The following is a 24,869-nucleotide window of genomic DNA, read 5'->3' on the forward strand; positions in this document are numbered from 1 at the left end:
TTGGGATCAGCGGATGGTGTAGCCGCCATCGACCAGCAGGTTGGCGCCGTTCACCATGGCGGCGCCGTCGCTGGCGAGGTAGAGCGCGGCGTAGGCGATCTCTTCCGGCTGGGCGAAGCGGCGGGTCGGGATCTCGGCGCGGGCGCGCTCGCCCTTCTCGCCGGCCCAGCCGACCTTGGCGAGCTCGGTCTCGACGACGGTGGGCGAGATGCAGTTGGCGGTGATGCCCTTCGGGCCCCATTCCAGCGCCATGCAATTGGTCATGCCGAGCAGGCCCGCCTTCGAGGCGGAGTAGGCGACATGGCCCTCGATGCCGATGACGGCGGCCTGCGAGGCGATGGTGACGATGCGGCCATAGCCGGCGGCGATCATGTGGCCGGCGACCTCGCGCGAGAACAGGTAGGGCGCGCGCAGGTTGACGGCGAGCTGCAGGTCCCAGCTCTCGGTCGTCGTCGCCTCGGCCGGCGCCAGCATGCCGATGCCGGCATTGTTGACGAGGATGTCGATCTTGCCGAAATGCGCCGCGACCTCGGCGACGACGCGCTCGATCGTGGCGGCGTCGGTGACGTCGCCGGTCCAGCCCTTGTGGCCGGCGCCGAGCGAGGCCGCGAAGTCGTGCACCGCCTCGTTCTTGTCGAGGAGGGCAAGGGTGGCTCCGTTGGCGGCGAACAGCGTCGCGAGCGCCCGGCCGATTCCGCCGGCCGCACCCGTGATCAGGGCGACCTTGCCGGTCATGTCGAAGGGCCGCGTCAGATCGGCGGTAAAGGCCTGATTGGCAGACATTCCTGTTTCCTCCCAAAGCCGCGGCGGACATCATGTCCGCGCTCGGCGCATGGCTTGCCGCCGCTCGTTCCTGGCGGCGCGTTGCACCAAACTAGCCTCGCCGCCCGCTTGAAAGCAAGTTTGTTTGCTGCTACTGCCAACAAATAAGCGATGATGAAATCGCACTGGATGTCGACCCGGCCGGACCCGGCGGGTGCATGGAACCGTGAGGAAACGCTGATGAAGAAGCTTGGCATTCATTCGTTCGTCTGGACCGGCGGCACGACACAGGAAGACCTCGAGGGCGCGATGAAGAAGTCGCACGACCTCGGCTATGGCCTGATCGAGTTCCCGCGCCTCGACCCCAAGAAGTTCGACGTCAACTGGCTCGCGAAGCGCCTGCAGGACTATGACCTGAAGGTCGTCGTCACCATGGGCCTGCCGGCCGACAGCGACGTCTCGTCGGAAGATCCGGCGGTGGTGAAGCGCGGCGAGGCGGTGCTGGCCGAGGCGATCTCGATCACCCGCGACCTCGGCGGCTCCAAGCTCGGCGGCATCATCTTCTCCGCCCACACCAAGTACCAGAGCATGCCGACCCAGAAGGGCTGGGACAACAGCGTCGCGGCGCTGGCCCGCGCCGCCGACATCGGCAAGGCCGCCGGCGTGTCGATGAACCTCGAGGTCGTCAACCGCTTCGAGAGCAACCTGCTCAACACCACCGCGCAGGGCCTCGCCTTCATCGAGCAGTCCGGCTCGGACAACATCTTCCTGCACCTCGACACCTTCCACATGAACATCGAGGAAGCGGATCCGGTCCAGGCGCTGCGCACCGCCGGCAAGAAGCTCGGTTACTTCCATATCGGCGAGAGCAATCGCGGCTTCCTCGGCTCCGGCGTGATCAACTTCTCGGCGATCTTCGACGCGCTGCTTGAGATCGACTACCAGGACTGGATCACCTTCGAGAGTTTCTCGACCGAGGTCGTCGACAAGGATCTGTCGATCACCTGCGCGATCTGGCGAAACACCTGGAAGGACAATGTCGAGGTGGCGCGCCTGGCCAAGGCCTATATCGAGGCCCGCATCGGCGAGTCCGCCCGCAAGGCGATCACCGCCCGTTCGCTCTGATTTGAGGGCAGGGGGGCGGCTGACCCCTGGCTGCCCCTGGACAGCGGTTCGTCCCGATCCTCCTCCCGGGGGCGATCCGCACCTTGATGGATGGCGCCTGCAATGGCCGCCATCCATCCTTTGTCGCCGCGTGAAATCGCGTCCGCCTGGTTCGTCCCTGTATTACCGGCGCGGCATCGGCGTCTCCCGATCCGGCTGGGGCGGGTGTCGGGCGAGGCGATCGCGGAAGTTCTGCGAGCGCGGGGAGGGTGGGACTCCGCTTTTCGTCATCCTGAATGGGTGCATCTGCCGCTACGACAATCGTCGGCAGGTTGACTTGTCTGACATCTGCAAATATGTTTGGTGTCGCAACGAACAAAATAATTCGGACCTCAGAAGTTCCGATCAACCGGGAGAAAAGTCGTAGTGGCCGAGCCTGCCTCCCTTGGTGAGGGCAAGCCGGAACAGGCGCATCACGCCGTCGTTCCGCCCGCTTCCCCGTCGCAGACCGCGCCCGATGATGGCGTGGTCGTCGATGCGGATCTGCTCCTCGCCGCCACCAGCATTTCCAAGGCGTTCGCCGGCGTTCCCGCCCTGGTCGACGGTCGCATTCGCCTGAAGCGCGGCAGCGTCCATGCGCTCTGCGGCGGCAATGGCGCCGGCAAGTCGACCTTCCTGAACATCCTGATGGGACTGCATCGCGCCGATGCCGGCACGGTCATGGTCAAGGGCAGGGTCGTGCACTACGCCTCGGCCGCCGAGGCGCTCGCCGATGGCATCGCCATCATCACGCAGGAGTTGAGCCCGGTACTCGACATGACCGTGGCCGAGAACATCTATCTCGGCCGCGAGCCGCGCCGGATGGGCTGGTTCGCCGACAAGGCGAAGATGGAGGCGGATGCGACCGCCCTGTTCGCCCGCCTCGGCTTCGACATCGACGCCCGCGCCACCATGCGTTCGCTCTCCGTCGCCAAGATCCAGCTCGTCGAGATCGCCAAGGCGATCAGCCGCGAGAGCGACATCCTGATCATGGACGAGCCGACCTCGGCGATCGGCGAGAAGGAAGCGGCGACGCTGTTCAAGGCGATCCGCTCGCTGCAGGACCAGGGCGTCGGCATCATCTATGTCTCGCACCGCCTGACCGACATCTTCTCGATCGCCGATAGCTATACGGTGTTCCGCGATGGCCGCTTCATCGAGGCTGGCGATCTCGCCGACATCGACCGGCAGCGGCTGATCTCGCTGATCGTCGGTCGCGACCTGCGCGACCAAGAGGCCCGCAAGAGCACCAGCACCGGCGAGCCGATGCTCTCCGTCTCCGGCTTTGGCCGGCACGGCCAGTTCGAGGATATCTCGCTCGATCTCGCCAAGGGCGAGATCCTCGGCCTCTACGGCCTGATGGGCGCCGGACGCAGCGAGTTCGCCAACGCGCTCTATGGCAACGAGCCCAAGGATGCCGGCACCGTCCGCATCGAGGGCAAGCCGGTCGAGATCCGCTCGCCGTCGGACGCGCTCGCGAACGGCATCGCCATCGTCACCGAGGATCGCAAGGAGACGGGCCTGGTCCTGACCTCCAGCGTGTCCGAGAACGTCGTGCTGGCGGCGCTCGACCAGTTTTCCCGCCTCGGCTTCGTCGACGGCAAGAAGGTCGCGTCGAATGTCGACGGCCAGATCGCCCGCTTCCGCATCCGCACTGCCTCGCGCGACCTGCCGGTCCAGAGCCTTTCCGGCGGCAACCAGCAGAAGGTGGTGCTGGCGCGCTGCGTCGAGACCGAGCCCAAGATCCTGATCTGCGACGAGCCGACCCGCGGCATCGACGAGGGCGCCAAGCGGGAGGTCTATGCCTTCCTCTCCGCCTTCGCGGCGGCCGGCAACTCCGTGCTGATGATCTCTTCCGAAATTCCCGAAATTCTCGCCAACGCCGACCGGATCCTCGTGTTCCGGCGCGGGCGGATCGCGGGCGAACTCGAGGGCGCCGCGGCGACCCAAGAGGCGCTCGTCCATCTGGCAAGCTGAGCGACCGAGGCGCCTCCATGTCGACCGAACTCACCACCAACGCCACTTCCGCATCGGGAGCCAGGAACCAGGCGATCGGCCGCTTCCTGTCGCGCTACGGCATCCTGCTGTCGTTCATCATCCTGTTCGTGATCCTCTCCTTCGCGCATCCGAACTTCCTGTCGACCGCCAATTTGCTGAACGTGCTTCGCCAGGTCTCGATCAACGGCATCCTCGCCATCGGCATGACCTTCGTCATTCTGACCGGCGGCATCGACCTGTCGATTGGCTCGGTGCTGGCGATCACCGGCGTCGTCGCCGGCAGCCTGGTGACGGGCGGCGATCCCTATAATCCGGCGATCGCCTTCTTCGCCGCCGTCGGCGTCGGCGCGCTGTTCGGCGCCGTCAACGGCACGCTGATCGCCCGCTTCTCGGTGCCGGCCTTCGTTGTCACGCTCGGCATGCTGTCGATGGCGCGCGGCGCGACGCTGCTCTATTCGAACGGCCGCCCGATCCCGAATCTGAGCCCGGAATTCCGCTGGCTCGGCCAGGGCTTCGTCGCCGGCATCCCGGTTCCGGTCATCATCTTCGCGATCGTCTTCGTCGCCGCCTGGATCACGCTGCGCTACACGGTCTATGGCCGCTGGGTCTATGCCGTCGGCGGCAATGTGAAGAGCGCCAAGACGAGCGGCATCCCGACCCGGACGGTGATCTTCTCGGTCTACCTGCTGATGGGCGCGCTTGCCGGCCTTTCCGGCATGATCCTGACGGCGCGCACCACCTCGGCGCTGCCGCAGGCGGGCCTCGGCTACGAACTCGACGCGATCGCCGCGGTCGTCATCGGCGGCACCTCGCTGACCGGTGGCGTCGGCTCGGTGGTCTACACGCTGATCGGCGCGCTGATCATCGGCGTCATCTCGAACGGTCTCGATCTGATGGGCGTCTCGTCCTACTACCAGCAGATCATCAAGGGCGCGATCATCGTCGTCGCTGTCCTGATCGACCGCTCCAGAAACATGAATCCTTGATGGGATCCGCGCCCTCCGGCGCGGGAATGCAGAGCTATGATTGTGGGAGGGAACCCTAGAATGGCACTCAACACCTTTACCCGCCGCGGCCTCGCCATGCTGGCAGGCGTCGGCATTGCCGCCCTGACGATCGGTCAGGCTGCCGCCGCCGACCCGGTCCGGATCGCCGCGGTCGTGCAGAGCCTCGACACGGAATTCAACGTGCTCTGGGCCAATGCCGCCAACAACCATCCGCTGGTCAAGGACGGTACCGTCAAGCTGACCGTCCTCGACGGCCGCATGGATGCGCTGACCCAGTCAAACCAGTTCGATACCGCGATCAGCGAGAAGTATGACGCCATCGTCTTCGTCCCGGTCGATATCGACGCCGGCAACGATCCGGTCCAGCGCGCCAAGGATGCCGGCATCACCGTCATCGGCTCCAACACGCTGATCTCGAATACCGACCTCTACAACGCCTACATCGCCTCGAACGACGTCGAGGCCGGCAAGCTGCTGGCCAAGTCCGTGTTCGACAAGATGGGTGGCAAGGGCAACGTCGTCATCGGCGAGGGCATGATCGGCCAGTCGGCCCAGGTGCAGCGCCTGCAGGGTATCGAGGAAACCCTGAAGGACTATCCTGATATCAAGGTTCTCGAGCAGAAGACCGCCAACTGGTCTCGCGCCGAGGCACTCTCGCTGATGGAGAACTGGCTGACCGCCCATGCCGGCCAGATCAACGGCGTCATCGGCGAGAATGACGAGATCGCGATCGGCGCGCTCGAGGCGATCAAGGCGCACGGCCTCGACCCGAAGACCATTCCGGTCGCCGGCGTCGACGGCGTCACCGACGCCCTGCTGGCCGTCAAGCGCGGCGAGATGATGTCGACGCTGCAGGACGCCGATGCGCAGGCCCAGGGCGCGATCGATCTCGCCCTCGTCGCCAAGCAGCCCGACTACAAGCCGAAGGCGGCTGTCTGGGACGTCAACGGCGGCAAGCTGGCCTGGGAAGGCGGCAAGCAGCAGCACTATTCCGTGCCGTGGATTCCGGTCACGCTCGACAACGTCGACGCTCTTCTCTCGATGCGCAAGACACAGTAATCAAGCGTATTGCACGCGACAGCGTGCAACGTGCCAAGGAGAGGCGGCTTCGGCCGCCTCTCATCTCTCCGGTCGCAAGGGCGCCCGACCGCGCCACCCCGGGGAGCCTCCAAGTCGTTTCAGAATGAGTTCCAGATCTTGGCAACGCCCCAATCCGTCCGCTACCTCAACGAAATCCGGGCGCTCAACGCGTTGTTTCGAAGCGGTGGGATGAGCCGGGCCGATCTGGCGCGCATGCTGGGCCTGAACCGGTCGACGACCGGCCACATCATCGCCAACCTTATGGCTGATGCGCTGGTGGTCGAGCTGCCGAATGGCGGCCGTGGCGAGACCGCTGCGAAAACGGGCCGTCCCGGCATCAACATCGAGATCAATCCGGCCGGCGCCACCTTCCTCGGCGCCGAGATCGGCGTCGACCGGCTGACCGTCGTCGCCATCGACCTCTGCGCCAACGAGATCCGGCGCATCTCCACCCCGTTTCCGACCCATCAGCAGCCGCTCGAGGCCGGTATCGATCGCGTCGCGGCGATGATCGGCGAGGTGATCGATGGCCTTGCGGACAAGACGCTGATCCGCGGGCTCTGCGTGACGCTGCCGGCGCTGCTCGACGCCGAGGGCAAGGTGATCAACGCGCTGATCATCGGCTGGCGCGACGTCGACCTGAAGGCGATGATCACCGAGCGCCTGGCCGCCCGTTTCCCGCAGCTGGAGTTGCAGGTTTCGATCGAGAACGACGCCAACGCCTTCGCCATCGCCGAGACCTATCGCGACCCCTCGCACAGCGCCGAGACCGTCGCCTTCCTGCTGATCGAGAACGGCGCCGGTGGCGGTATCGTCATTGGCGGGCGACTGTTTCGCGGCTCGACCGGCTTTGCCGGCGAATTCGGCCAGATCGTGCTGGGCAGCGAGGGCTTTTATGGCGGGCGCCACAAGCCCGGACATCTCGAAAGCTATATCGGCAAGGACGCCGTGCTGGCGCGCTATCGCGCCAATGGCGCCGCCGAGGGCGCCGACCTCGACCAGCTGATCGCGGCGCTGGAAGCCGGCGACGCGAGCGCCATTCGCACCGTGCGCGAGTGGGGCGGCGGGCTCGCCATCGGCCTGATCCAGCTTTCGAGCGTGCTCAATCCCGGCGTGATCATCCTCGGCGGCACCGTTGCGCCGCTGTTCCGCTTCGTGGCGGAGGAGGTCGAGGCCGGCATGCGGCGCGAATTCCTCGAAGGGTTCCCGATGCCCAAGATCGAGGTTTCCTCGCTCGGCCTCGAAGGTCCGGCGCTTGGCGGCGCGCTGATCATGCACCAGCGCATGTTCTCGATCGACGAAAGCGCGATCTATGCGAGCGCGCAGCCGATCACGCTGTTTCAGACGTGACGTGGGCTGTCGGCGCTGTATGGAGATCGATGGATCGGGATCTGCTTGCTTACCTCTCCCTCAGGGAGAGGTCGGAGCGAAGCTCCGGGTGAGGGTTTAGGGAACTATCCGGTGAGGCCGTAAACCCTCACCCGCCGGCCTCGGCCGTCGACCTCTCCCTCAGGGAGAGGTGAAGAACGGCCGTTGCGTAGAACGAAATTGTATCTTGCTCCTGACAGGGCGCCCAGGGAGAGAAAATCGATGATTGAAGGCAAGATCGTCACCATCGGCGAGATCCTCGTCGAGATCATGGCGACCACGCTCGGCCATGGCTTCCTCGAGGCGCAGACCCTGATCGGTCCGTTCCCGAGCGGTGCCCCCGCCATCTTCATCGACCAGGTCGGCAAGCTCGGCCATCCCGCGGCGATCGTCTCGGCCGTCGGCGACGACGATTTCGGCACCGTCAATCTGGAGCGGCTGAAGCAGGACGGCGTCGACGTCTCGGCCGTCGCCATCCATCCGGGGGCCGCCACCGGCAGCGCCTTCGTCCGCTACCGTCCCGATGGCGGCCGCGACTTCGTCTTCAACATGCGAGACAGCGCCGCCGGCCGCATCGCCGCGACGCCGGAGGCGGAGGCCGTGCTGGCCGAGGCCGGCCATCTCCACGTCATGGGCTCCGGCCTGCCGGTCCCCGCCGTTTTCGGCATGGTCAGCGCGTCGATCCCGGCGATCAAGGCGCGCGGCGGCACCGTGTCGTTTGATCCCAATATCCGCGTCGAGATGCTGCGCGACCCGGCCGGCAAGGCGGCGTTCCAGACCGTGCTCGCCGCGACCGACCTGTTCCTGCCCTCGGGCGAGGAACTGTCCCTGTTCTCCGGGGAAGCGGACGAGGGCCGCGCAATCGCGGCGCTGCTCGATGCCGGCGTCAAGGAGATCGTGCTGAAGCGCGGCAAGGCCGGCGCCAGCCACTTTGACCGCTCCGGCCGGACGGACGTTCCTGGCTTCATCGTCGAGGAAATCGACCCGACCGGCGCCGGCGACAGTTTTGGCGCCACCTTCCTCGTCGCCCGCCGCCTCGGCAATTCGGTCGAGGATTGCCTGCGCTACGCCAACGCGGCCGGCGCGCGCACCGTCACCGTAAAGGGGCCGATGGAGGGCACCTCGTCCTTCGCCGAGCTCGACGCCTTCATTGCCGCGACGCCGGTGGGAGCCGCCTGATGAGCTTTCTGACCGAACTCGCCCGCGACTATCAGGCCGGCCGCACGCGCGGCATCACCTCGGTCTGCTCGGCGCATCCCGCCGTCATCCGCGCGACGCTGCGCGAAGGCCTGCGCACTGACACCGTCGTGCTGGTCGAGGCGACCTGCAACCAGGTCAATCACGAAGGCGGCTATACCGGCATGAAGCCGGCCGACTTCCGTCGCTTCGTCGAGGGCATCGCCGCAGAAGTCGGCTTCGACACGGCGAACCTGATCCTCGGCGGCGACCATCTCGGTCCCAATCCCTGGCGCAGCCTGCCGGCCGAGGAAGCGCTGGCCAAGGCCGAGGCCATGGTGGCGGCCTATGTCGCCGCCGGCTTCACCAAGATCCATCTCGACGCCAGCATGGGCTGCGCCGGCGAGCCGGAAGGCCTCGACGACGAGACGACGGCGCATCGCGCCGCCCGCCTAGCGACCGTCGCCGAGGCCACGGCGAAGGCGAACGGCCTGGCGCTGCCCGTCTATATCATCGGCACGGAGGTGCCGACGCCGGGCGGAGCGCTGCATGATCTCGACGACGTACCGCCGACGCTCGCCTCGGCGGCGCGTGAAACCATCGCCACCCACCGCCGCGTCTTCGCGGAAGCGGGGCTGACGGAGGCATTCGCCCGCGTCATCGGCCTCGTCGTGCAGCCGGGCGTCGAATTCGGCCACGACAAGGTCGTCGTCTATCGGCCGGAACGGGCGCGCGACTTGATCGCCGTTCTCGGCGACGAGACGCAGTTCGTGTTCGAGGCGCATTCGACCGACTACCAGCCCGAGGCGGCGCTCGCCACGCTGGTCCGCGACGGCTTCCCCATCCTCAAGGTCGGCCCCGGCCTGACCTTCGCGTTGCGCCAGACGCTCTATGGCCTCGACCTGATCGCCTCGGAGCTCGACGCCGCCTATGGCGGCCGGGAACTGGCGAATGCGATGGAAGCGCTGATGCTGTCGGAGCCGAACTACTGGCAGCGCTACTATCCCGGCACGCCGGATGAGCAGCATGTGCTGCGCCACTACAGCTACAGCGACCGTATCCGCTATTACTGGCCGCACGAGCAGGCCGAGCGCGCGGTGGCGAAGCTGATGGCGACGTTGAAGGGCCGGGCGATCCCCGAGCCGCTGGTCGCGCAGTACCTCGCGGAGGATGCGGAAGCGGTGCGCAGCGGCGAAACCGCCGCCACCGCCGAGGCGCTGCTGGAGCGCGGCGTAACGCGGATGCTGCAGCTTTACGGCCGCGCCTGCCGGCCGGAGTAGGGGATTTTCACCGGAGGCCGCGCTTCACCTCTCCCCACGAGAGAGGTGAAGAAGCCGAGCTCGGCGAAGCGGTGATGCCGCCTCGTCCGCAACAAGCCCCGTGACCCGCGTCGGCGTCAGCAGATGACGTCGGCGGTGCCGCCTGTGCCGATTGACTGGCAGCTGGTGAAGCTGCCGCCGGTCGAGGTGTCGCTCGTCTGGCAGCCGGCCAGCGACGCGGCGAACAGAAGCAGAGCCACAAAGATCTTCATCTCATCCCTCCCTGTGCAACCACAGGTGAGGGAAGATCTGCCTCGCAGTCGACGATTCAAGGAGGGATGCGTCAAACCCTCGTGAGCGACGCCGATGGCCCCGCTTACGAGGAAGGATGGCGCTCCCCACCCTGCTTCAGCTGTTGCGCTTGCGCAGTTCGGCGACCTGTTCGGGCGTCAGCGGGCGGGTAGCCTCGCCGCGCAGCATCAGGAACAGCTTGGCCGTCTCCTCCAGCTCCTCGGTCGCGTACATCGCGTCTTCCAGGCTCTTGCCGGCGACGACGGGACCGTGATTGGCGAGCAGCACGGCATGATGCTTGTCGGCCAGCTTCTCGACCGCCAGCGCCAGGCTCTCGTCGCCGGGCGGGTGATAGGGCACCAGCGGCAGCTTGCCGACGCGCATGATGTAATAGGCGGTCAGCGGCGGCAGGCAGTCATGATGGTCGATGTGGTGCAGGCAGGAAACCGCGACCGAATGGGTCGAATGCAGATGCACCACCGCCTCGCAGGTCGGGCGCTGCTTGTACATCACCCGGTGCAGGAAGGCTTCCTTGGTCGGCTTGTCGCCGCCGACATGGTTGCCGCTGGCGTCGATCTTCGAGATCTTGGCCGGGTCGAGGTCGCCGAGCGAGGCATTGGTCGGCGTCATCAGCCAGCCGCCGTCCGGCAGCGAGACTGAGATATTGCCGGTCGAGCCGAAGGTGAGGCCGCGCTGGAACAGCGAGGCGCCGCACTTGCAGATCCGCTCGCGCAGCGCGGATTCGGTTTGGGACGTCTGGCTCACGCGAGCGAACTCCATGCCTTGAGGAAGAAATCGGGCGCGCCGAAATTGCCTGATTTGAGCGCCAGCGCAACATCCGGACCGGAACGGCTCAACGTCCACGGCACGCCGGGATCGATCTCGGGGCCGATCGACAGCGCCTTGACGCCGAGCGCGTTGACGACGGCGCCCGACGTCTCGCCGCCGGCGACGAGCAGGCGGGTGAAGCCCTTTTCCGGCAGCGCTGAAGCCACCGCGGCGAGCAGGTCCTCGACCAGCGTGCCGGCCTTGTCGCGGCCGAGCTTCTCCTGCACGGCGCGCACGCTGTCGGGATCATCGCTCGAATAGACCAGCGGCGTCACGTCGGCCGCCTGCGACACCAGCCAGTCGATCACCTCGGCCGGGCTCAATCTGCCGGCGGCAATCTCGAGCGGGTCGATGCGCAGCGTCGGCAGTCCAGCCTCCTGCGCCTTGGCGACCTGGCCGCGCGTCGCTGCCGAACAGGAGCCGGCGAGGATCGCGCCACGCCCCTTCGGGGCTTCGATCGAGGTCGCCGGCGGCGTCAGTTCGTCGATCAGCCCGGCGTCGCGATAGGCGGCGGGCAGGCCGATGGCGATGCCTGAGCCGCCGGTGACGAGTTGCAGGTCCACCAGAGCCTTGCCGATCTCGCGCAGATGCGCGTCCTGCAGCGCGTCGACGATGGCGATGCGCTTGCCGGCTGCCTGCTCGCGCTGGAACGCCTTCGCGATGGCCGGTGCGCCGGCATCGACATCGGCATAGGCGACCAGCCCGACCGGCAGCTCGGTCTGGCGCTGCAGCACGCGGCGAAGGTCGGAATCGCGCATCGGCGTCAGCGGGTGATCGCGCATCGAGCTTTCGTTGAGCGGCACGCCGTTGACGAAGAGATGGCCCTGGTAGATCGAACGGCCGGTCGCCGGGAAGGCGGGGCAGGCGATGGTGAAGCCGGCATCGAGCCGATTCAGCAGCGCCTCCGTCACCGGACCGATATTGCCCTTGTCGGTGGAATCGAAGGTCGAGCAATATTTGAAGAACAGCCGCTCGGCCCCGTGCGCCAGCAGCCACTCCGCCGCCGCGAGCGACTGCGCCACGGCGTCGGCGGCGGGAATGGTGCGCGACTTCAGCGCCACGACGAGCGCGTCGACTTCCGTGAGGTCGAGATCGTCGCCGGGCAGGCCGGTGCTCTGCACCGTGCGCAGGCCCTCGCGCGACAGCATCAGCGAGAGATCGGTTGCGCCTGTCAAATCGTCGGCGATGCATCCAAGCAGCATGCGATGAGGTCCTTCGAGGAGGTTAGGTCCGAGGGGCGGGCAGGGGACGGACCGGCTGGCCGCGACATGGTGCGTTGCAAGACATTTTCGCCCTCCCCCGGGCTTGACGGCGGGCATCCCGGCTCGGCAAGTAATGGCTACTGTTAGCGCTGTCATGACGATTCCGCAAGAAATGACAGCGCTAGCATTCGGCGATCCGGGAACGGTCGTCTCTGGCAGAAGGAATTGACGCATGAGCGCGAACGAAGTGTCCGGGCCGCGGGTCTCGGTGATCGGCCTCGGTTCGATGGGCTATGGCATGGCGCAATCGCTGGCGCGCGGCGGCTTCGCCGTCACCGGGTTCGACACGCGGCCGGAGGTGGTGGCGAAGTTCGCTGCCGCGCATGGCGCCGGCGCCGCGTCGCTGGCGGAGGCGGCGTCCGGGGCGGACATTCTCGTCGTCGTCGTCGTCAATGCCGACCAGACGGAACAGGTGCTGCTCGGCGAGGGCGGGGTGCTGGCCTCGGCAAGGCCGGGCGCGGTGATCGTTTCCTGCGCCACCATGGCGCCGGAACGGGCGCGCGCGCTCGCGGCGGCCGTCGAGGCGGCCGGCCGCCACTATGTCGATGCGCCGATTTCCGGCGGTGCGACGCGGGCGGCGGAAGGCGCGCTGACCATGCTGGTCTCCGGCAAGCCAGTGGCGATCGACAAGTCCCGCGCGGCGCTCGACGCCATGTCGGCCAAGCTCTATCTGCTCGGTGACGAGCCGGGAATCGGCGCTTCCTTCAAGATCGTCAATCAGTTGCTGGCGGGCGTTCACATCGCTGCCGCCTCCGAGGCGATCGTCTTCGCCAAGCGGCTCGGGCTCGACATCGCCAAGGTCTATGAGGTGATCACCGCTTCGGCCGGCAATTCCTGGATGTTCGAGAACCGCATGCCGCATGTGCTCGACGGCGACTATTCGCCGAAGAGCGCGGTCGAGATCTTCACCAAGGATCTCGGCATCATCGCCGACATCTCCCGCAGCGAGAAGTTCGCGACGCCGATCGCCTCGTCCGCGCTGCAGATGTTTCTGATGACGGCCGCCGCCGGAATGGGCAAGGATGACGACGCCTCCGTCGCACGCCTCTACGCGAGGATCGCCGGCATCGACCTGCCTGGCGCCGCCGCCTCCACTGACAAGGACTGAGACTCCGATGCCGCGTTTTGCCGCCAATCTCTCGATGATGTTCAACGAGTGGTCGTTCCTCGATCGCTTCGCCGCCGCCGCCGATGCCGGCTTCAAGGCCGTCGAGTTCCTGTTTCCCTACGATTTCTCGCCGGAGGACGTTGCCGGCAGGCTGAAGGCGGCGGGGCTGGAGCAGGCGCTGTTCAACCTGCCGCCGGGCGACTGGGCGGCCGGCGAGCGCGGCATCGCCGCGCTGGCGGGTCGGCACGACGAGTTCCGCGCCTCGGTGATGAAGGCGCTCGACTATGCGCTGGCGACCGGCGTCAAGCGGCTGCACATGATGGCGGGCCTGGCGCCGAGCCATTCGGCCGAGGCCGGCGAGCGCTACCGCGACGCCGTGCGCATGGCCTGCGCGACGATGGAGCCGCATGGCATCGACATCGTGCTGGAGCCGATCAACCGGCGCGACATGCCGGGCTATTTCCTGAATGATTTCGACATGGCGGGCGAAATCATCGACGAGCTCGGCCTGCCCAATCTGAAGCTCCAGTACGACATCTACCACCGCCAGATCCTGCATGGCGACGTGGTGAAGAGCCTGGAGGAACTGCTGCCGGTGATCGGCCATGTCCAGATCGCCTCGGTGCCGCTGCGCAACGAGCCGGGCACGGGCGAACTCAACGATTTCCGCATCTTCAACGAACTCGACCGGCTCGGCTATGACGGCTTCGTCGGCTGCGAATACCGGCCCGCCGGCGCGACGCTGGATGGTCTCGGCTGGATGAAGCAGACGACGCTGCGCTGAGATTGGGAGGTGGCGCCTTCGCAAGCGGCGCCCGTCATCCGGCCAAGAGCGCTTTCGAGCGAAGGGGATACCGGTTCGCGTCAAGAAAATGCGGCCAAACAGAGCGCCTGATCCTTTTCGTGTTTCGATGAAACACGGAAAGGATCTAGCCGAACCGGTTTGCGGGCAGGCCCTTCACCGCGGCGTCGAGCGCGAACAGGCCGCCCTCCTGCGGATTGGCGGCGAGATGTCCTGATGTCATGGTGAAGCGGGCCGAGGTGACGAACAGAGTGGCGAGATCCGGTCCGCCGAAGGCGCAACTGGTCGGCCAGGAGCAGGGCAGCTCGACGACGCGATCGACGCGGCCATCCGGCGCCGTGCGGGTCAGGCAGGCGCCGCCGACCACCCGCGCCGTCCAGACGTAGCCCTCGGCGTCCATCGTCGAACCATCCGGCAGGCCGCGGCCGAACCCCTGCTGCAAGATCCGGCGGTCGGACAGAAGGCCATCCGCGCCGATCCGGTAGCTGTAGAGCGTGTTCTTCGGCGTATCGGCGGTGACGAAGCGGTCGGTGGCCGGCCAGACGAAGGTGTTGGTGATGGCGAAGCTATCGTCCGAAAGCCGCGTCAGCCGGCCGTCCGGGCTGTAGCGATAGATCCTGCCGGTTTCTTCCGGCGCGTCGAGCGGACTGTCGTCGTCGGCGATGTTGTTCCGCATCGTGCCGATCCAGAAGCTGCCGTCCGGCGCGACGACGCCCTCGTTCAGCCGATTGGCGGGGAGGTCGGGCTCGACCTCGCGGACGGGGACAGGCTCGCCGTGCCAGTCCCACAGGCAGATGTCGCGCTCCATCCCGACGATCGCGCCGCCATCCACGCGGAGGCCGATGGAGGTCGGGCGTCCGGCGAGCGGCCAGATCCGGTGGTCGCCGCTCGTGGGATCGAAGGCGTGGATGCGCCGGCCGATGATGTCGACCCAGACGAGGCGCTGGCGCTCCGCATGCCAGACGAGGCTTTCGCCGACGCTGTCCGCGGCATCGAGGACGAGTTTCGCCGTCATGGCTCACCAGCCGCCGTCGATGGCGATGTTTTGGCCGGAGATCATCCGCGCCGCGTCCGAGCAGAGGAAGGCGGCTAGGTCGGCGACGTCTTCGGGCTGGACGCGCGACTTCAGGCTCTGCTGCTTCAGCACCCAGTCCTGGAATTCCTGCAGCCGGTCGGCGAAGACACGGTCCTCCGCCTCCGACACCACTGCGCCCGGCGAGATCGCGTTGACGGTGATCCCGTATCGCCCCAGCTCGCGGGCAAACGCCTTGGTGAGGCCCAGCATCGCGCCCTTGGAGGCGACATAGGGAACATAGCCGTCCCATTGGCCGTTCAGCGTGATCGAGGTCAGATTGACGATCCGGCCCCATTGCCGGGCCTTCATCCCGGCCGCGCAGGCGCGGGTCAGCGCGAAGGCGGCCGAGGAATTGACCCGGACCTGGTCCTCGTATTCCTGCAGGCTGAATTCCTCATGCGGCTTGTTGAGGATCAGCGCCGCATTGTTGATGAGGATGTCCACGGGCCGGTCGAGCCGGGCTACGGCCGCCTCGGCCGCCGCGAGGTCGTTCAGATCGACGCCGAGCCAGCCGGCGCCTTCGAGCGGCTCCGAGCCCGGGCGGTCGAGCACCGTGACCACGGCGCCGGCCGCGATGAATTTCTGCGCCATCGCCCGGCCGATGGTACCGAGCCCGCCCGTGATCAGGGCGTGTCTTTCGGAAATCGTCATGGCGCGCTCCTCACAGGACGTCGTGCACTTCTTCGATCGACGTCTCGGAGATCGGCTTGTCGAGCACGACCTTGCCGAGCGCCATGGCGACGACGCGGTCGCAGCAGGCGAAGACGTGATGCATGTTGTGGCTGATGAAGATGCCGGTCACGTTCTGCTCCTTCAGCGATTTGACGAAGCCGATGACTTTGTTGGTCTCCTTGACCGACAGATGGTTGGTCGGCTCGTCGAGGATCATCACCTTCGACTTGAAGTGCATGGCGCGGGCGATGGCGACGCCCTGGCGCTGGCCGCCCGACAATTCGCCGACCAGCGCGTCCGGGGAGCGCAGGTGCAGGTCGACATTGGCGATCGCCTCCATGCTCTCGGAGCGCATGCGCGCCTGGTCGAGCAGGCCGACGCCCATGAACGAGGCCTTCAGCGGCTCTCGACCGATGAACAAATTGCGGGCGATGCTCATGTTGGGGACCATCGAATTGTACTGGTAGATGGTCTCGATCCCCAGGTTCATCGCGTCGCGCGGCCGGTTGATCTCGGCCGGCCGGCCCTCGACATAGATCTCGCCCTCGTCCTTCGGATGCAGGCCCGCCAGGATCGAGATCAGCGTCGACTTGCCGGCGCCGTTGTCGCCGACGAGGCCGACGGCCTCGTTGCGCTTGAAATCCAGGCTGACGCCCTTCAGGGCGTGGACGCCGGAATACCATTTGTGCAGGTCGCGGACCGAGATGATCGGCTGGTCGTGGTTGGCTTCGTGTGCCGCGGTCATCATACCGTCTCCACCTTCATGGCGCGGCCGCGCTTGCGCAGCCACGAATTGCCGACGACGGCGAGGATGGTCAGGGCGCCGATGGCGAACTTGAACCAGTTGCCGTTGACCTGGCTCAGCACCATGCCGTTGTCGATGACGCGGATCAGGGTAGCGCCGACGATGCCGCCGATGATCGAGCCGATGCCGCCGAGGAGCGACGTGCCGCCGATGACGGCGGCGGCGACCGCGGCGAGTTCCAGCCCTTCGCCGATCGAGGGCAGGGGCGAGCCGATGCGCAGCACCTGGATCGTGCCGGCGAGACCGGCGAGCACCGAGCAGATCATGAAGCAGGCGATCTTCACCGTTGACGAGGGGATGCCCATGGCGTTGGCCGCCGGCAGGAAGCCACCCGTCGCCCGCACCCAGTTGCCGAAATTGGTCCTCGAAAGCAGCAGACTGACGAGGATGGCGATGACGACGAACCAGAGGAACGAGGCGCGGAACAGGTTGCCGGGGCCGACGAACTCGACGAACAGCCACATCGGGATCTCGTCGGTCTTCAGCCGCGGCGGGAAGCCGCCCGAGATGACGATGGTCAGCGAGCGCGCCATGAACAGCATGCCGAGCGTGGTGATGAAGGAGGGGATGGCGAAGCGGATCGTCAGCCAGCCATTCGCGAGGCCGATGGCCGCGCAGACCAGCAGGCCGATCAGCAGGGCCGGCCAGAAGCCCCAGCCCATGGTCATCAGCACGGCGAGCGTCATCGGGCTCAGCGCGAAGACCGAGCCGACCGAGAGGTCGAACTCGCCGCAGATCATCAAGAGGGTGACGCCGATGGCGACCAGCGCCATTTCCGGCAGCAGGCCCAGCACGCCGCGCATGTTGGCGACGCCGAGAAACACGCCCTGCGACATGACCTGGAAGAACACGATCAGGCAGATCAGCAGCAGGCCGGCCGCAAGTTCTGGCTTTTGCAGCGATATCTTCAGAAGCCGTCTCATTGCGGCAGTTCCTTTTCAGCGGGCACGGTCCCACAGGCGCCGCGCGGGCGCCCGTGGGGCATCAGGTCGGGACAGGCGTTAGCGAAGGCCCTTGGCGGCCAGTTCCATGAGGGCGGCGGCGTCGGCCGCCTTGACGATGCCCTGCCCGGTGTCGACATTGGCGGGCGCCAGGCCGAAGTTCTTGGCGAGGTAGACCATCATGACGGGCATGAAGCCCTGCATGTAAGGCTGCTGGTCGACCTCGACCTGGATATAGCCCTTCTGCATCTGCTCGACCGCTTCCGGCACGAGGTCGAAGCCGCCCAGCAGGACCTTGCCCGGCGCTTCGCCGCGATCGGCGAGGACGCGGGCGACGCCGGCATGCCAGAAGCCGGTGTCGAAATAGGCGGTGGTGTCGGGATGGGCCGCCAGATAGGCGCCGACGCGGTCCGAGGTGATGGCGAGGTCGGTGCCGCTGTCGATCTTCTCCCAGCTGACGTCGCGGCCGGAGGAAGCCTTGTACTCCTCGAGGAAGCTGATCACGCCCTGGCCGCGCTGCTCGGACCAGTTCTGGCCCGGCGCCGAGATGCCGACCAGCACCTTGATCGGCCCCTCGGCCGGGAAGTTCGCGGCCTGCGCCTGGCCGAGCGAATGGCCGGCGGCGAGGAAGCCCTGGCCGACGAAGGCCTGGCGCGCATTGCCCTTCGCGCCTTCGAGATCGTCGACGTTGACGCCGATCACGACGATGCCGGCGTCGCGGGCGCGCTGGATCACGTCGTCCAGCGCGTTGTTGTCGACGATCGAGGTCAGGATCGCGGCAGGCTTCTGCGCCAGCGCGGCCTCGAGATTGGCGAGCTGTTCCGGAACGGAGCCCTCGGTCTGGGTGAACAGCATCTGGCAGTTGGCGGAAACCTTCGCGCAGGCGTCGTCATAGCCCTTCTTCGCCGCCTGCCAGAACGTGTTCGAGGCTGACGAGTGGACCGCGAAGACGATGTCGAGCTTTTCTTCCGCCATCGCCAGACCGGAGGCGGTGGTCAACATGGCGACTGCGAGAGCCGTTGCTTTCAGTCTCATCATTTTGCTCCTCCCGAGCGTTGAAATTCTAGAGAGACGTCGCGTCCGTGATCTGGCGGGTGACGGTGTAGGCCCGCTCCAGATCGGGGTGCAGTTCCATGCCGAGGCCCGGTCCCGGCGGCACGGTGATCATGCCGTCCTTCACCTCGGGCAGTGCGGTGACGAGGTCGCGGTACCAGGTGCGGTAGAAGGCGCGGACGCTTTCCTGGACCAGCGCGTTCGGCGCGTTCAGCGACAGATGCGTCGAAGCGCAGAGGACGACCGGCCCGGTGCAGTCATGCGGCGCGACCGGCAGGTGCCAGGCCTCCGCCATTGAGGCGATCTTGCGCGCCTCGGACAGGCCGCCGCACCAGCTCAGGTCGAGCATGACGATGCCGGCCGCCCCGGTTTCCAGCAGATCGCGAAAACCCCAGCGCGAACCGAGCGTCTCGGAGGCCGAAATCGGCGCATGCGAGACGGCGGCGTAGCGCGACAGGCTCGACAGGCTGTCCATTTTGATCGGGTCTTCGTGCCAGAAGGTGCCGAACGGCTCCAGCGCCCTGGCGATCTGCATCGCCGGCAGCAGCTGCCACATCGAATGGAACTCGACCATGATTTCCATCCGGTCGCCGACGGCGTTGCGGATCTTCTCGAACGGCACCAGCGCCTTCTTCAGGTCTTCCGGCGAGATGTATTGCCCGCGCGACTTCTCGGCGGCGATGTCGAACGGCCAGATCTTCATGGCCGTGATGCCGTCGTCGAGCAGGGAGTGCGCCAGCTCATCGGCCCGATGCAGGAAGCCGTTCAGGTCGTCATAGTCCTTGTGGCCGCCGCCGAGGTCGTAGTTGCCCGTCGTCTGGCCGGTGGCCTTCTTGATGTATTCGGTGCCGGCGCAGGTGTTGTAGGTGCGGATCTCGCGCCGGGTGAAGCCGCCGAGCAACTGGGCGATCGGCTGGTTCACCGCCTTGCCGAACAGATCCCAGAGCGCGATGTCGAAGGCGGAATTGCCGCGCACCTCGGCGCCGGACGACCGGAAGCCGAGATAGCCGACGAGATCGCCGGACAGCTTGTCGATCTCCAGCGGATCGCGGCCGATGACGCGCGGGGCGACGTATTCATGCAGGTGCGCCTCGACCGTCGCGGCGCCGAAGAAAGTCTCGCCGAGACCGGTGAGGCCTTCGTCGGTATGCACCTGCACCCACAGCAGGTTGGGCCGTTCGGCGATCCGAACCGTCTCGATGGCAGTGATTTTCATGGGATCCTCAGGACAGTCCGGCCGACAGGAGGGCGCGCACGCTTTCATCAAAATGGACGGCCATGGCGGAGACGGCCTTCTGCGGATCGCCGGCCGCGACGGCGCTGGCGATCTCCTCGTGGGTCGCGATCATCGCGTCGCGCGCTTCCTGGCTCGTGCGGCTCTTCCAGCCGATCGGCCAGGTCTGGCGGGCGATGCCCTGGAACGCGCCGACGATCAGCGCGAAGACCGGGTTCTTCGACGCCCGCGCGAGCGCGCGGTGGAAGGCGAGGTCGTGCTCCATCAACCGGTCGGGATCGTGGATCGAGGCGCGCATCGCCGCCGCCTCTGCCAGGATCTCGGCCGCCTCGGCGTCGCTGCGGCGGATCGAGGCGAGGGTGACGATGCGCGTCTCGATGGTCCGGCGCACGTCGTAGATCTGCTGCACGTTGATCTGATCGGTGTGCACGCCGTGCTCGATGATCAGCGACATCGCGCCATGGTCGATCGGCGAGATGGTGGCGCGCTTGCCGGTGGCGAGCTCGATGATCCGCATCGCCGCGAGGGAGCGGAACGCCTCGCGCACGACGGTGCGGGAAACGTTGAGCTCCTTCGACAGCGTCGCTTCCGACGGCAGCTTGTCCCCCGGCATGAGGTCGTTTTCGCGGATGTGGCGGGTGATGGCGCCGATGGCGTCGCCGACCAGTCCTCCGCCGTTCACTCGATCAGGCTGCATGCCGAAACTCCCTTACCTGTATGACAGGTTACACATGACCTGTGATTAGAATCCGGAATCATGTCTGTCAAGTGCCGCTGACCTGCGCGTCGCGTCGGGTCCCCGCCGAGTGGCGTGCGGCGGCGTGGCGTCGGGGCGATCGAGGGGGAAGGCCCCGCGCAGGCAACGCCTGGCGATGACGGCGCCGCTGCACCGCGGGCGTTCGGCCAGCCAGCAGCGGGCGAGGTCGGGCTGAGGAGGCGTGGTCGGATCAGGCGTAGGGCCGGCGAGGGGGCTGTCTCGTGCCGTCCGATATGGTCTTCCGGCCATGGGCCGTTCTGGCGCGCAAACGAATTCGGGGCCCGGAACGTCTGTTCCGGGCCCCGAATTCAGTTCGTCGGAGTTGGGTCTGTTAGCCGGCCGTGGCGGCTGCCTTGCCGGTGGCGCGGGCGGCCGCGCTCTCGATCATGATCTTGTGCATGCGGCGGCGTTGCAGTTCACGGTCGGCGATGACGCCGAGCATGATCACTGCGCCCATGACGGTGTAGTTCAGCGAACTCGGGATGCCGAGCATGTTGACGAGGTTCTGCAGCACCTGCAGCAGCACCGTGCCGAGGAAGATGCCGAGGATCGAGCCTTCGCCGCCGCGCAGCGAACAGCCGCCCAGCACGGCCGCCGCGACCGCGTAGAGCTCGTAGAAATTGCCGTGCGCCGAGGGCGAGACCGACTGCGTGTAGAACACGAAGAAGATCGCCGACAGGCCGGTCAGGAGGCCCGCGATCGAATAGGCGGCGGTGACGACGAGCTTGGTCGGAATGCCGGAGAAGCGCGCCGCTTCCTCGTTCTTGCCGACCGCGAAGAGATAGCGGCCGAACACCGACTTGTGCAGCACCACCGACATGACCAGGCAGACGGCGACGAAGAAGATGAAGGCGTTCGGCACCACGCCGACGCGGCCGGACACCAGCCATTCGAGCGTCTCGTAGCCGCTGCCATAGCCGAAGCCGGCGGTCGAATCGGCGGTGTAGTAGCGCGCCAGGCCGCGGTAGATCAGCAGGCCGCAGAGGGTGACGACGAAGGGCTGCAGCCGGAGCTGCGTCACCAGCAGGCCGTGGATGGTGCCGAGGATGACGCCGCCGCCGACCGTGATCAGCAGGGCGAGCGGCCAGCCGATCTCGTGATTGACCAGCAGGTCGAGGAAGATGATGCCGAGCAGCGCCAGCATCGAGCCGACCGACAATTCGATGCCGCCGGTGATGATGACGATGCCGACGCCGATCGCGAACAGGCCGAACAGGCCGATCTGGTTGGCGAGGTTGGTCAGGTTGATCTGCGAGATGAACTGCGGGTTGAGCACCGCGGTGATCGCGCCGATGACGATGATCAGCAGGAAGAGACCGAGTTCTTTCCTAAGCATGTTGGATGGCTTCCTGTTGGATCGTCCCGCCGACGGCAAGCGTCAGCACGTTGTGTTCGGAGAATTGGTTACGTTCGAGATGGCCGGAGACGTGGCCCTCATGCATGACGATCATGCGGTCGCTGACGCCCAGCACTTCCTCCATGTCGCTCGAGATCATGAGGATGGCGACGCCGGCGTCGGCGAGTTCGCGCATCAGCGCGTAGATCTCGCTCTTGGCGCCGACGTCGATGCCGCGCGTCGGTTCGTCGAAGATCACGACATTGGGCTGCATCGACATCCATTTGCCGAGCACGATCTTCTGCTGGTTGCCGCCGGAAAGCGTGAGAGCGATCGTGTCGACATTGGGCGCCTTGATCTTGAGCTTGCGGCCCTGCTCTTCGGCGACCTTGTGCTCCTCCGCCGTGTCGACCAGCGTCATCCGCGCATAGCGCGGCAGGCTCGCAAGCGTGATGTTCTCGGCGATCGGCAGGTCGAGCACGAGGCCGGAGCGCTTGCGGTCCTCCGGCGCCAGATAGATGCCGTTCGCGATCGCCGACTGGACGTCGCCGAGCTTCACCGGCTTGCCGTCTATCGTGATGCGGCCGCCGAGCGCCGGATCGACGCCAAAGATCGCCTGCGCCACTTCGGTGCGGCCGCAGCCGACGAGGCCCGCCAGGCCGACGATCTCGCCGCGGCGGATCTTGAACGACACCTTGGTGTTGGAAAACGCGGTGGTGACGAGATCCTCGACGATCAGGCCGCTGTCGCGGGGCGGGCTCTTCGGCGGCACATAGAGCGATTTCAGCGATCGGCCGATCATCAGCCGGATCATCGCATCATGCGTGATCTGCTCCCGGTCGAGCGCGCCGACGCGCTGGCCGTCGCGCAGCACGACGACGCGGTCGGCGCAGGCCATGACCTCGGAAAGCCGGTGCGAGATGTAGATGACGCTGACGCCGGACTGGCGCAGCTCGCCGATCACCTCGAGCAGCCGCTCCGTCTCTGTCAGGGTGAGGGAAGAGGTCGGCTCGTCCATGATGATGACGCGCGCGTCATAGGAGAGCGCCTTGGCGATCTCGACCATCTGGCGCTGCGCGATCGAAAGGTCCTCGACCAGCGCACGGGCGTTGAAATCGACGCCCAGACGGTCGAGCAGGGGCTGCACCCGCGCCCGGAGCGCCTTCTGGTCGATCAGCTTCAACGGGCCGCCGAAACGTGGCTCGCGCCCGATCAGGACATTGCCCGCGACGTCGAGATTCTCGAAAAGGTTGAGTTCCTGGTGGACGAAGGCGATGCCGGCGCCGGTCGAGCTGTTCACCGTCAGCGCCGTGTGTTCGACGCCGTCGATCCAGATCGATCCCGCGCTCGGGGCGACCACCCCGCCGAGAATCTTCATCAGCGTCGACTTGCCGGCGCCGTTCTCGCCAATCAGGCCGAGCACCTCGCCGCGATTGACCATGAGGTCGACGCCGTTGAGGGCGGTCACGCCCGGATAGGTCTTGGTGATGGCCCGTAGTTCTAGAATTTTCTCTGTCATCATGCCCGCGAGAGGATCGTCCGGGCGGCAGCCCGGGTCGCATGGAGACCAGACGTGTCCCGGACCGAGCGGCCCGGGACACGCACGCGATCGGGCTGTTACTTGGCGGCCAGGACCTTCTTCAGGTTTTCGCCAAATTCCTTGACGTTGGACTTGTCGATGATCTGCGTCGGGACGATCTGCAGCTTGTTCTCGGGGATGACCGACTTGTCGCCCTCGATGATCTTCGCCATGTTGATCATCGACTGGTAGCCGAACTCGTAGGGCTGCTGGACGACGGTGCCGTCGATCACGCCTTCGGCGACGCCCTTGAGGGTCTGCTGGTCTTCGTCGAAGCCGACGATCTTGACCGAACCGGCCTTACCCAGTGCCTTCACCGCGTTGTAGATCTGCGGGGTGTTGTAGGCCCACAGGCCGACCAGAAGGTCGATGTCCGGGTACTTGGTCAGCGTGTCCTCGACATTCGCCTTGGCCTTGGCCTGGTCGCCGCCATCGGTGCGGATGTCGATGATCTCGATATTGGTGCCGGCGATAGCTTCCTTGATGCCCTGGCTGCGCTCGCGGGCATTGGCCGCATCCATCGTACCCACGAACAGCATCGCCTTGCCGCCGTTCGGCAGAGCCTTCTTCATCAGTTCGCCTGCCTGGCGGCCGGCGGCGACGTTGTCGGTGCCGACATACATCAGGCGGTTCGACTTCGGCGCGTCGGCGTCATGGGTGATGAGCACGGCCTTCGAGGCGACCTCGTTGAGGATGGCGGTCGAATCGTCCGGGTTGACCGGGCTGATGGCGACGCCGGCGACGCCGCGGGCGAGCAGGTCCTCGAGGATCTTCTTCTGGGCCGCGGCCGACATTTCGCCGGGGATGTAGAACTCGATGTTGTAGTTCGGCAGCTCGGCCTGGGCCTTGTTGGTGCCGGCGCGCGCGATCGTCCAGAAGTCGGCCGGGACGTTCACCACGAAGGCGAGCGTCTTCTTGTCCGCCGCGAAGGACGGGCTGGTCGCGCTCAGCGCCATCGCGATGGCCGACGATGCGATGATCAGGGTACGTCTGTTGAAGATGTGCATTTGTTTCCTCGCCCTATGTTAGTTTCAGTATGTTTTTTGAATGTGGGAAATAAGCAGGCGATACCGCCTGAATACATCCTTTGCCGAACGCGAACGGATCCTCGGTCCTTCGTGTCGCGCGGATCGATGTTTTCTCGATCTGCATGCCGGGATGTACTGGATATAGGAGGTTGGCTTCCTCGCTCCTCCGTCCATGGACGGAGCCCTCCAGCTCGGAAAACTCTCTATAGACAGTATATCTCTTGCGGAGAACTCCTGTGGGGAGCTTTCCGTTCAGATGTTCCTCAATCCAGGCGTAACACCTTGTTTAAATTCAAGGTTCCTAT

Annotated in this window: 23 protein-coding genes; 9 read left to right on the forward strand and 14 right to left on the reverse strand. The window is 66.2% G+C overall.

What is annotated here, in order from left to right:
* Positions 1 to 6: 6 nt before the first annotated feature.
* On the reverse strand, positions 7 to 783 hold the full coding sequence (locus tag WFK98_RS07295; protein ID WP_336799772.1) for a GolD/DthD family dehydrogenase: 777 nt from the start codon (positions 781 to 783) through the stop codon (positions 7 to 9).
* Between the two features lie 219 nt (positions 784 to 1,002).
* Between WFK98_RS07295 and WFK98_RS07300 the strand changes: the two genes are divergently transcribed.
* The 7 genes from WFK98_RS07300 to WFK98_RS07330 all read left to right on the forward strand — a co-directional run bounded on the left by WFK98_RS07300 (position 1,003) and on the right by WFK98_RS07330 (position 9,814).
* Entirely contained in the window at positions 1,003 to 1,887 is an 885-nt protein-coding gene (locus WFK98_RS07300) for a sugar phosphate isomerase/epimerase family protein (protein ID WP_266340119.1), read from the forward strand.
* 405 nt (positions 1,888 to 2,292) lie between these two features.
* Positions 2,293 to 3,882 carry a sugar ABC transporter ATP-binding protein gene (locus WFK98_RS07305; RefSeq protein WP_442907382.1) on the forward strand — a complete coding sequence of 530 codons (1,590 nt, stop codon included), beginning with the start codon at positions 2,293 to 2,295 and terminating at the stop codon, positions 3,880 to 3,882.
* Between the two features lie 17 nt (positions 3,883 to 3,899).
* Positions 3,900 to 4,889 carry an ABC transporter permease gene (locus WFK98_RS07310; protein WP_266340120.1) on the forward strand — a complete coding sequence of 330 codons (990 nt, stop codon included), beginning with the start codon at positions 3,900 to 3,902 and terminating at the stop codon, positions 4,887 to 4,889.
* A gap of 60 nt (positions 4,890 to 4,949) precedes the next feature.
* Positions 4,950 to 5,969 carry a substrate-binding domain-containing protein gene (locus WFK98_RS07315; protein WP_266340121.1) on the forward strand — a complete coding sequence of 340 codons (1,020 nt, stop codon included), beginning with the start codon at positions 4,950 to 4,952 and terminating at the stop codon, positions 5,967 to 5,969.
* A gap of 210 nt (positions 5,970 to 6,179) precedes the next feature.
* Positions 6,180 to 7,340: an ROK family protein gene (locus WFK98_RS07320; RefSeq protein WP_336799773.1), complete on the forward strand. Its 1,161-nt coding sequence runs from the start codon at positions 6,180 to 6,182 to the stop codon at positions 7,338 to 7,340.
* Positions 7,341 to 7,580: 240 nt separating this feature from the next.
* Positions 7,581 to 8,537, forward strand: a complete 957-nt coding sequence (locus WFK98_RS07325; RefSeq protein ID WP_336799774.1) for a tagatose kinase — start codon at positions 7,581 to 7,583, stop codon at positions 8,535 to 8,537.
* The gene (locus WFK98_RS07330) at positions 8,537 to 9,814 is read left to right on the forward strand and encodes a D-tagatose-bisphosphate aldolase, class II, non-catalytic subunit (RefSeq protein ID WP_336799775.1); all 1,278 of its coding nucleotides are present in this window, start codon (positions 8,537 to 8,539) and stop codon (positions 9,812 to 9,814) included. Before WFK98_RS07325 ends, WFK98_RS07330 begins: the two co-directional genes overlap by 1 nt.
* Positions 9,815 to 9,930: 116 nt before the next feature.
* Here WFK98_RS07330 and WFK98_RS07335 read toward each other — a convergent pair whose 3' ends face one another.
* From WFK98_RS07335 to otnK, 3 genes are all read right to left on the reverse strand, one after another.
* The gene (locus tag WFK98_RS07335; RefSeq protein WP_266340125.1) at positions 9,931 to 10,065 is read right to left on the reverse strand and encodes a hypothetical protein; all 135 of its coding nucleotides are present in this window, start codon (positions 10,063 to 10,065) and stop codon (positions 9,931 to 9,933) included.
* Positions 10,066 to 10,201: 136 nt separating this feature from the next.
* Entirely contained in the window at positions 10,202 to 10,849 is a 648-nt protein-coding gene (otnC, locus tag WFK98_RS07340) for a 3-oxo-tetronate 4-phosphate decarboxylase (RefSeq protein WP_442907383.1), read from the reverse strand.
* Positions 10,846 to 12,114: a 3-oxo-tetronate kinase gene (otnK, locus tag WFK98_RS07345; RefSeq protein ID WP_336799777.1), complete on the reverse strand. Its 1,269-nt coding sequence runs from the start codon at positions 12,112 to 12,114 to the stop codon at positions 10,846 to 10,848. The genes otnC and otnK overlap by 4 nt, the downstream gene beginning before the upstream one ends.
* A 232-nt stretch (positions 12,115 to 12,346) precedes the next feature.
* Between otnK and ltnD the strand changes: the two genes are divergently transcribed.
* Together ltnD and otnI are read left to right on the forward strand one after the other, a co-directional pair.
* Entirely contained in the window at positions 12,347 to 13,282 is a 936-nt protein-coding gene (ltnD, locus tag WFK98_RS07350) for an L-threonate dehydrogenase (protein WP_336799778.1), read from the forward strand.
* A 7-nt stretch (positions 13,283 to 13,289) separates the two neighbouring features.
* Positions 13,290 to 14,066, forward strand: a complete 777-nt coding sequence (gene otnI / locus WFK98_RS07355) for a 2-oxo-tetronate isomerase (RefSeq protein ID WP_336799779.1) — start codon at positions 13,290 to 13,292, stop codon at positions 14,064 to 14,066.
* 145 nt (positions 14,067 to 14,211) lie between these two features.
* On the opposite strand, the gene WFK98_RS07360 is transcribed toward otnI, so the two are convergent.
* The 10 genes from WFK98_RS07360 to WFK98_RS07405 form a co-directional block, all read right to left on the reverse strand.
* Complete coding sequence (locus WFK98_RS07360; protein WP_336799780.1) at positions 14,212 to 15,099, reverse strand: SMP-30/gluconolactonase/LRE family protein; 888 nt, start codon at positions 15,097 to 15,099, stop codon at positions 14,212 to 14,214.
* 3 nt (positions 15,100 to 15,102) lie between these two features.
* Complete coding sequence (locus WFK98_RS07365) at positions 15,103 to 15,810, reverse strand: SDR family oxidoreductase (protein WP_336799781.1); 708 nt, start codon at positions 15,808 to 15,810, stop codon at positions 15,103 to 15,105.
* A 10-nt stretch (positions 15,811 to 15,820) separates the two neighbouring features.
* Positions 15,821 to 16,576: an ATP-binding cassette domain-containing protein gene (locus tag WFK98_RS07370; RefSeq protein WP_336799782.1), complete on the reverse strand. Its 756-nt coding sequence runs from the start codon at positions 16,574 to 16,576 to the stop codon at positions 15,821 to 15,823.
* Positions 16,576 to 17,559, reverse strand: a complete 984-nt coding sequence (locus tag WFK98_RS07375) for an ABC transporter permease (RefSeq protein ID WP_336799783.1) — start codon at positions 17,557 to 17,559, stop codon at positions 16,576 to 16,578. The genes WFK98_RS07370 and WFK98_RS07375 overlap by 1 nt, the downstream gene beginning before the upstream one ends.
* Positions 17,560 to 17,637: 78 nt before the next feature.
* Positions 17,638 to 18,615 (reverse strand): sugar ABC transporter substrate-binding protein, encoded by a 978-nt coding sequence (locus WFK98_RS07380; protein ID WP_336799784.1) that lies wholly within the window; start codon positions 18,613 to 18,615, stop codon positions 17,638 to 17,640.
* Between the two features lie 25 nt (positions 18,616 to 18,640).
* Complete coding sequence (locus tag WFK98_RS07385) at positions 18,641 to 19,846, reverse strand: mandelate racemase/muconate lactonizing enzyme family protein (RefSeq protein WP_336799785.1); 1,206 nt, start codon at positions 19,844 to 19,846, stop codon at positions 18,641 to 18,643.
* Between the two features lie 7 nt (positions 19,847 to 19,853).
* Positions 19,854 to 20,561, reverse strand: a complete 708-nt coding sequence (locus WFK98_RS07390; RefSeq protein WP_336799786.1) for a FadR/GntR family transcriptional regulator — start codon at positions 20,559 to 20,561, stop codon at positions 19,854 to 19,856.
* A 391-nt stretch (positions 20,562 to 20,952) separates the two neighbouring features.
* Positions 20,953 to 21,957 (reverse strand): ABC transporter permease, encoded by a 1,005-nt coding sequence (locus WFK98_RS07395; RefSeq protein WP_266340137.1) that lies wholly within the window; start codon positions 21,955 to 21,957, stop codon positions 20,953 to 20,955.
* Positions 21,950 to 23,476 (reverse strand): sugar ABC transporter ATP-binding protein, encoded by a 1,527-nt coding sequence (locus WFK98_RS07400; RefSeq protein WP_336800312.1) that lies wholly within the window; start codon positions 23,474 to 23,476, stop codon positions 21,950 to 21,952. Before WFK98_RS07400 ends, WFK98_RS07395 begins: the two co-directional genes overlap by 8 nt.
* Before the next feature lie 98 nt (positions 23,477 to 23,574).
* The gene (locus WFK98_RS07405; RefSeq protein WP_266340138.1) at positions 23,575 to 24,543 is read right to left on the reverse strand and encodes a sugar-binding protein; all 969 of its coding nucleotides are present in this window, start codon (positions 24,541 to 24,543) and stop codon (positions 23,575 to 23,577) included.
* Positions 24,544 to 24,869 lie beyond the last annotated feature (326 nt).

This window comes from Kaistia sp. MMO-174 (genome assembly GCF_037147815.1).
Classification (GTDB): Bacteria; Pseudomonadota; Alphaproteobacteria; order Rhizobiales; family Kaistiaceae; genus Kaistia; species Kaistia nematophila.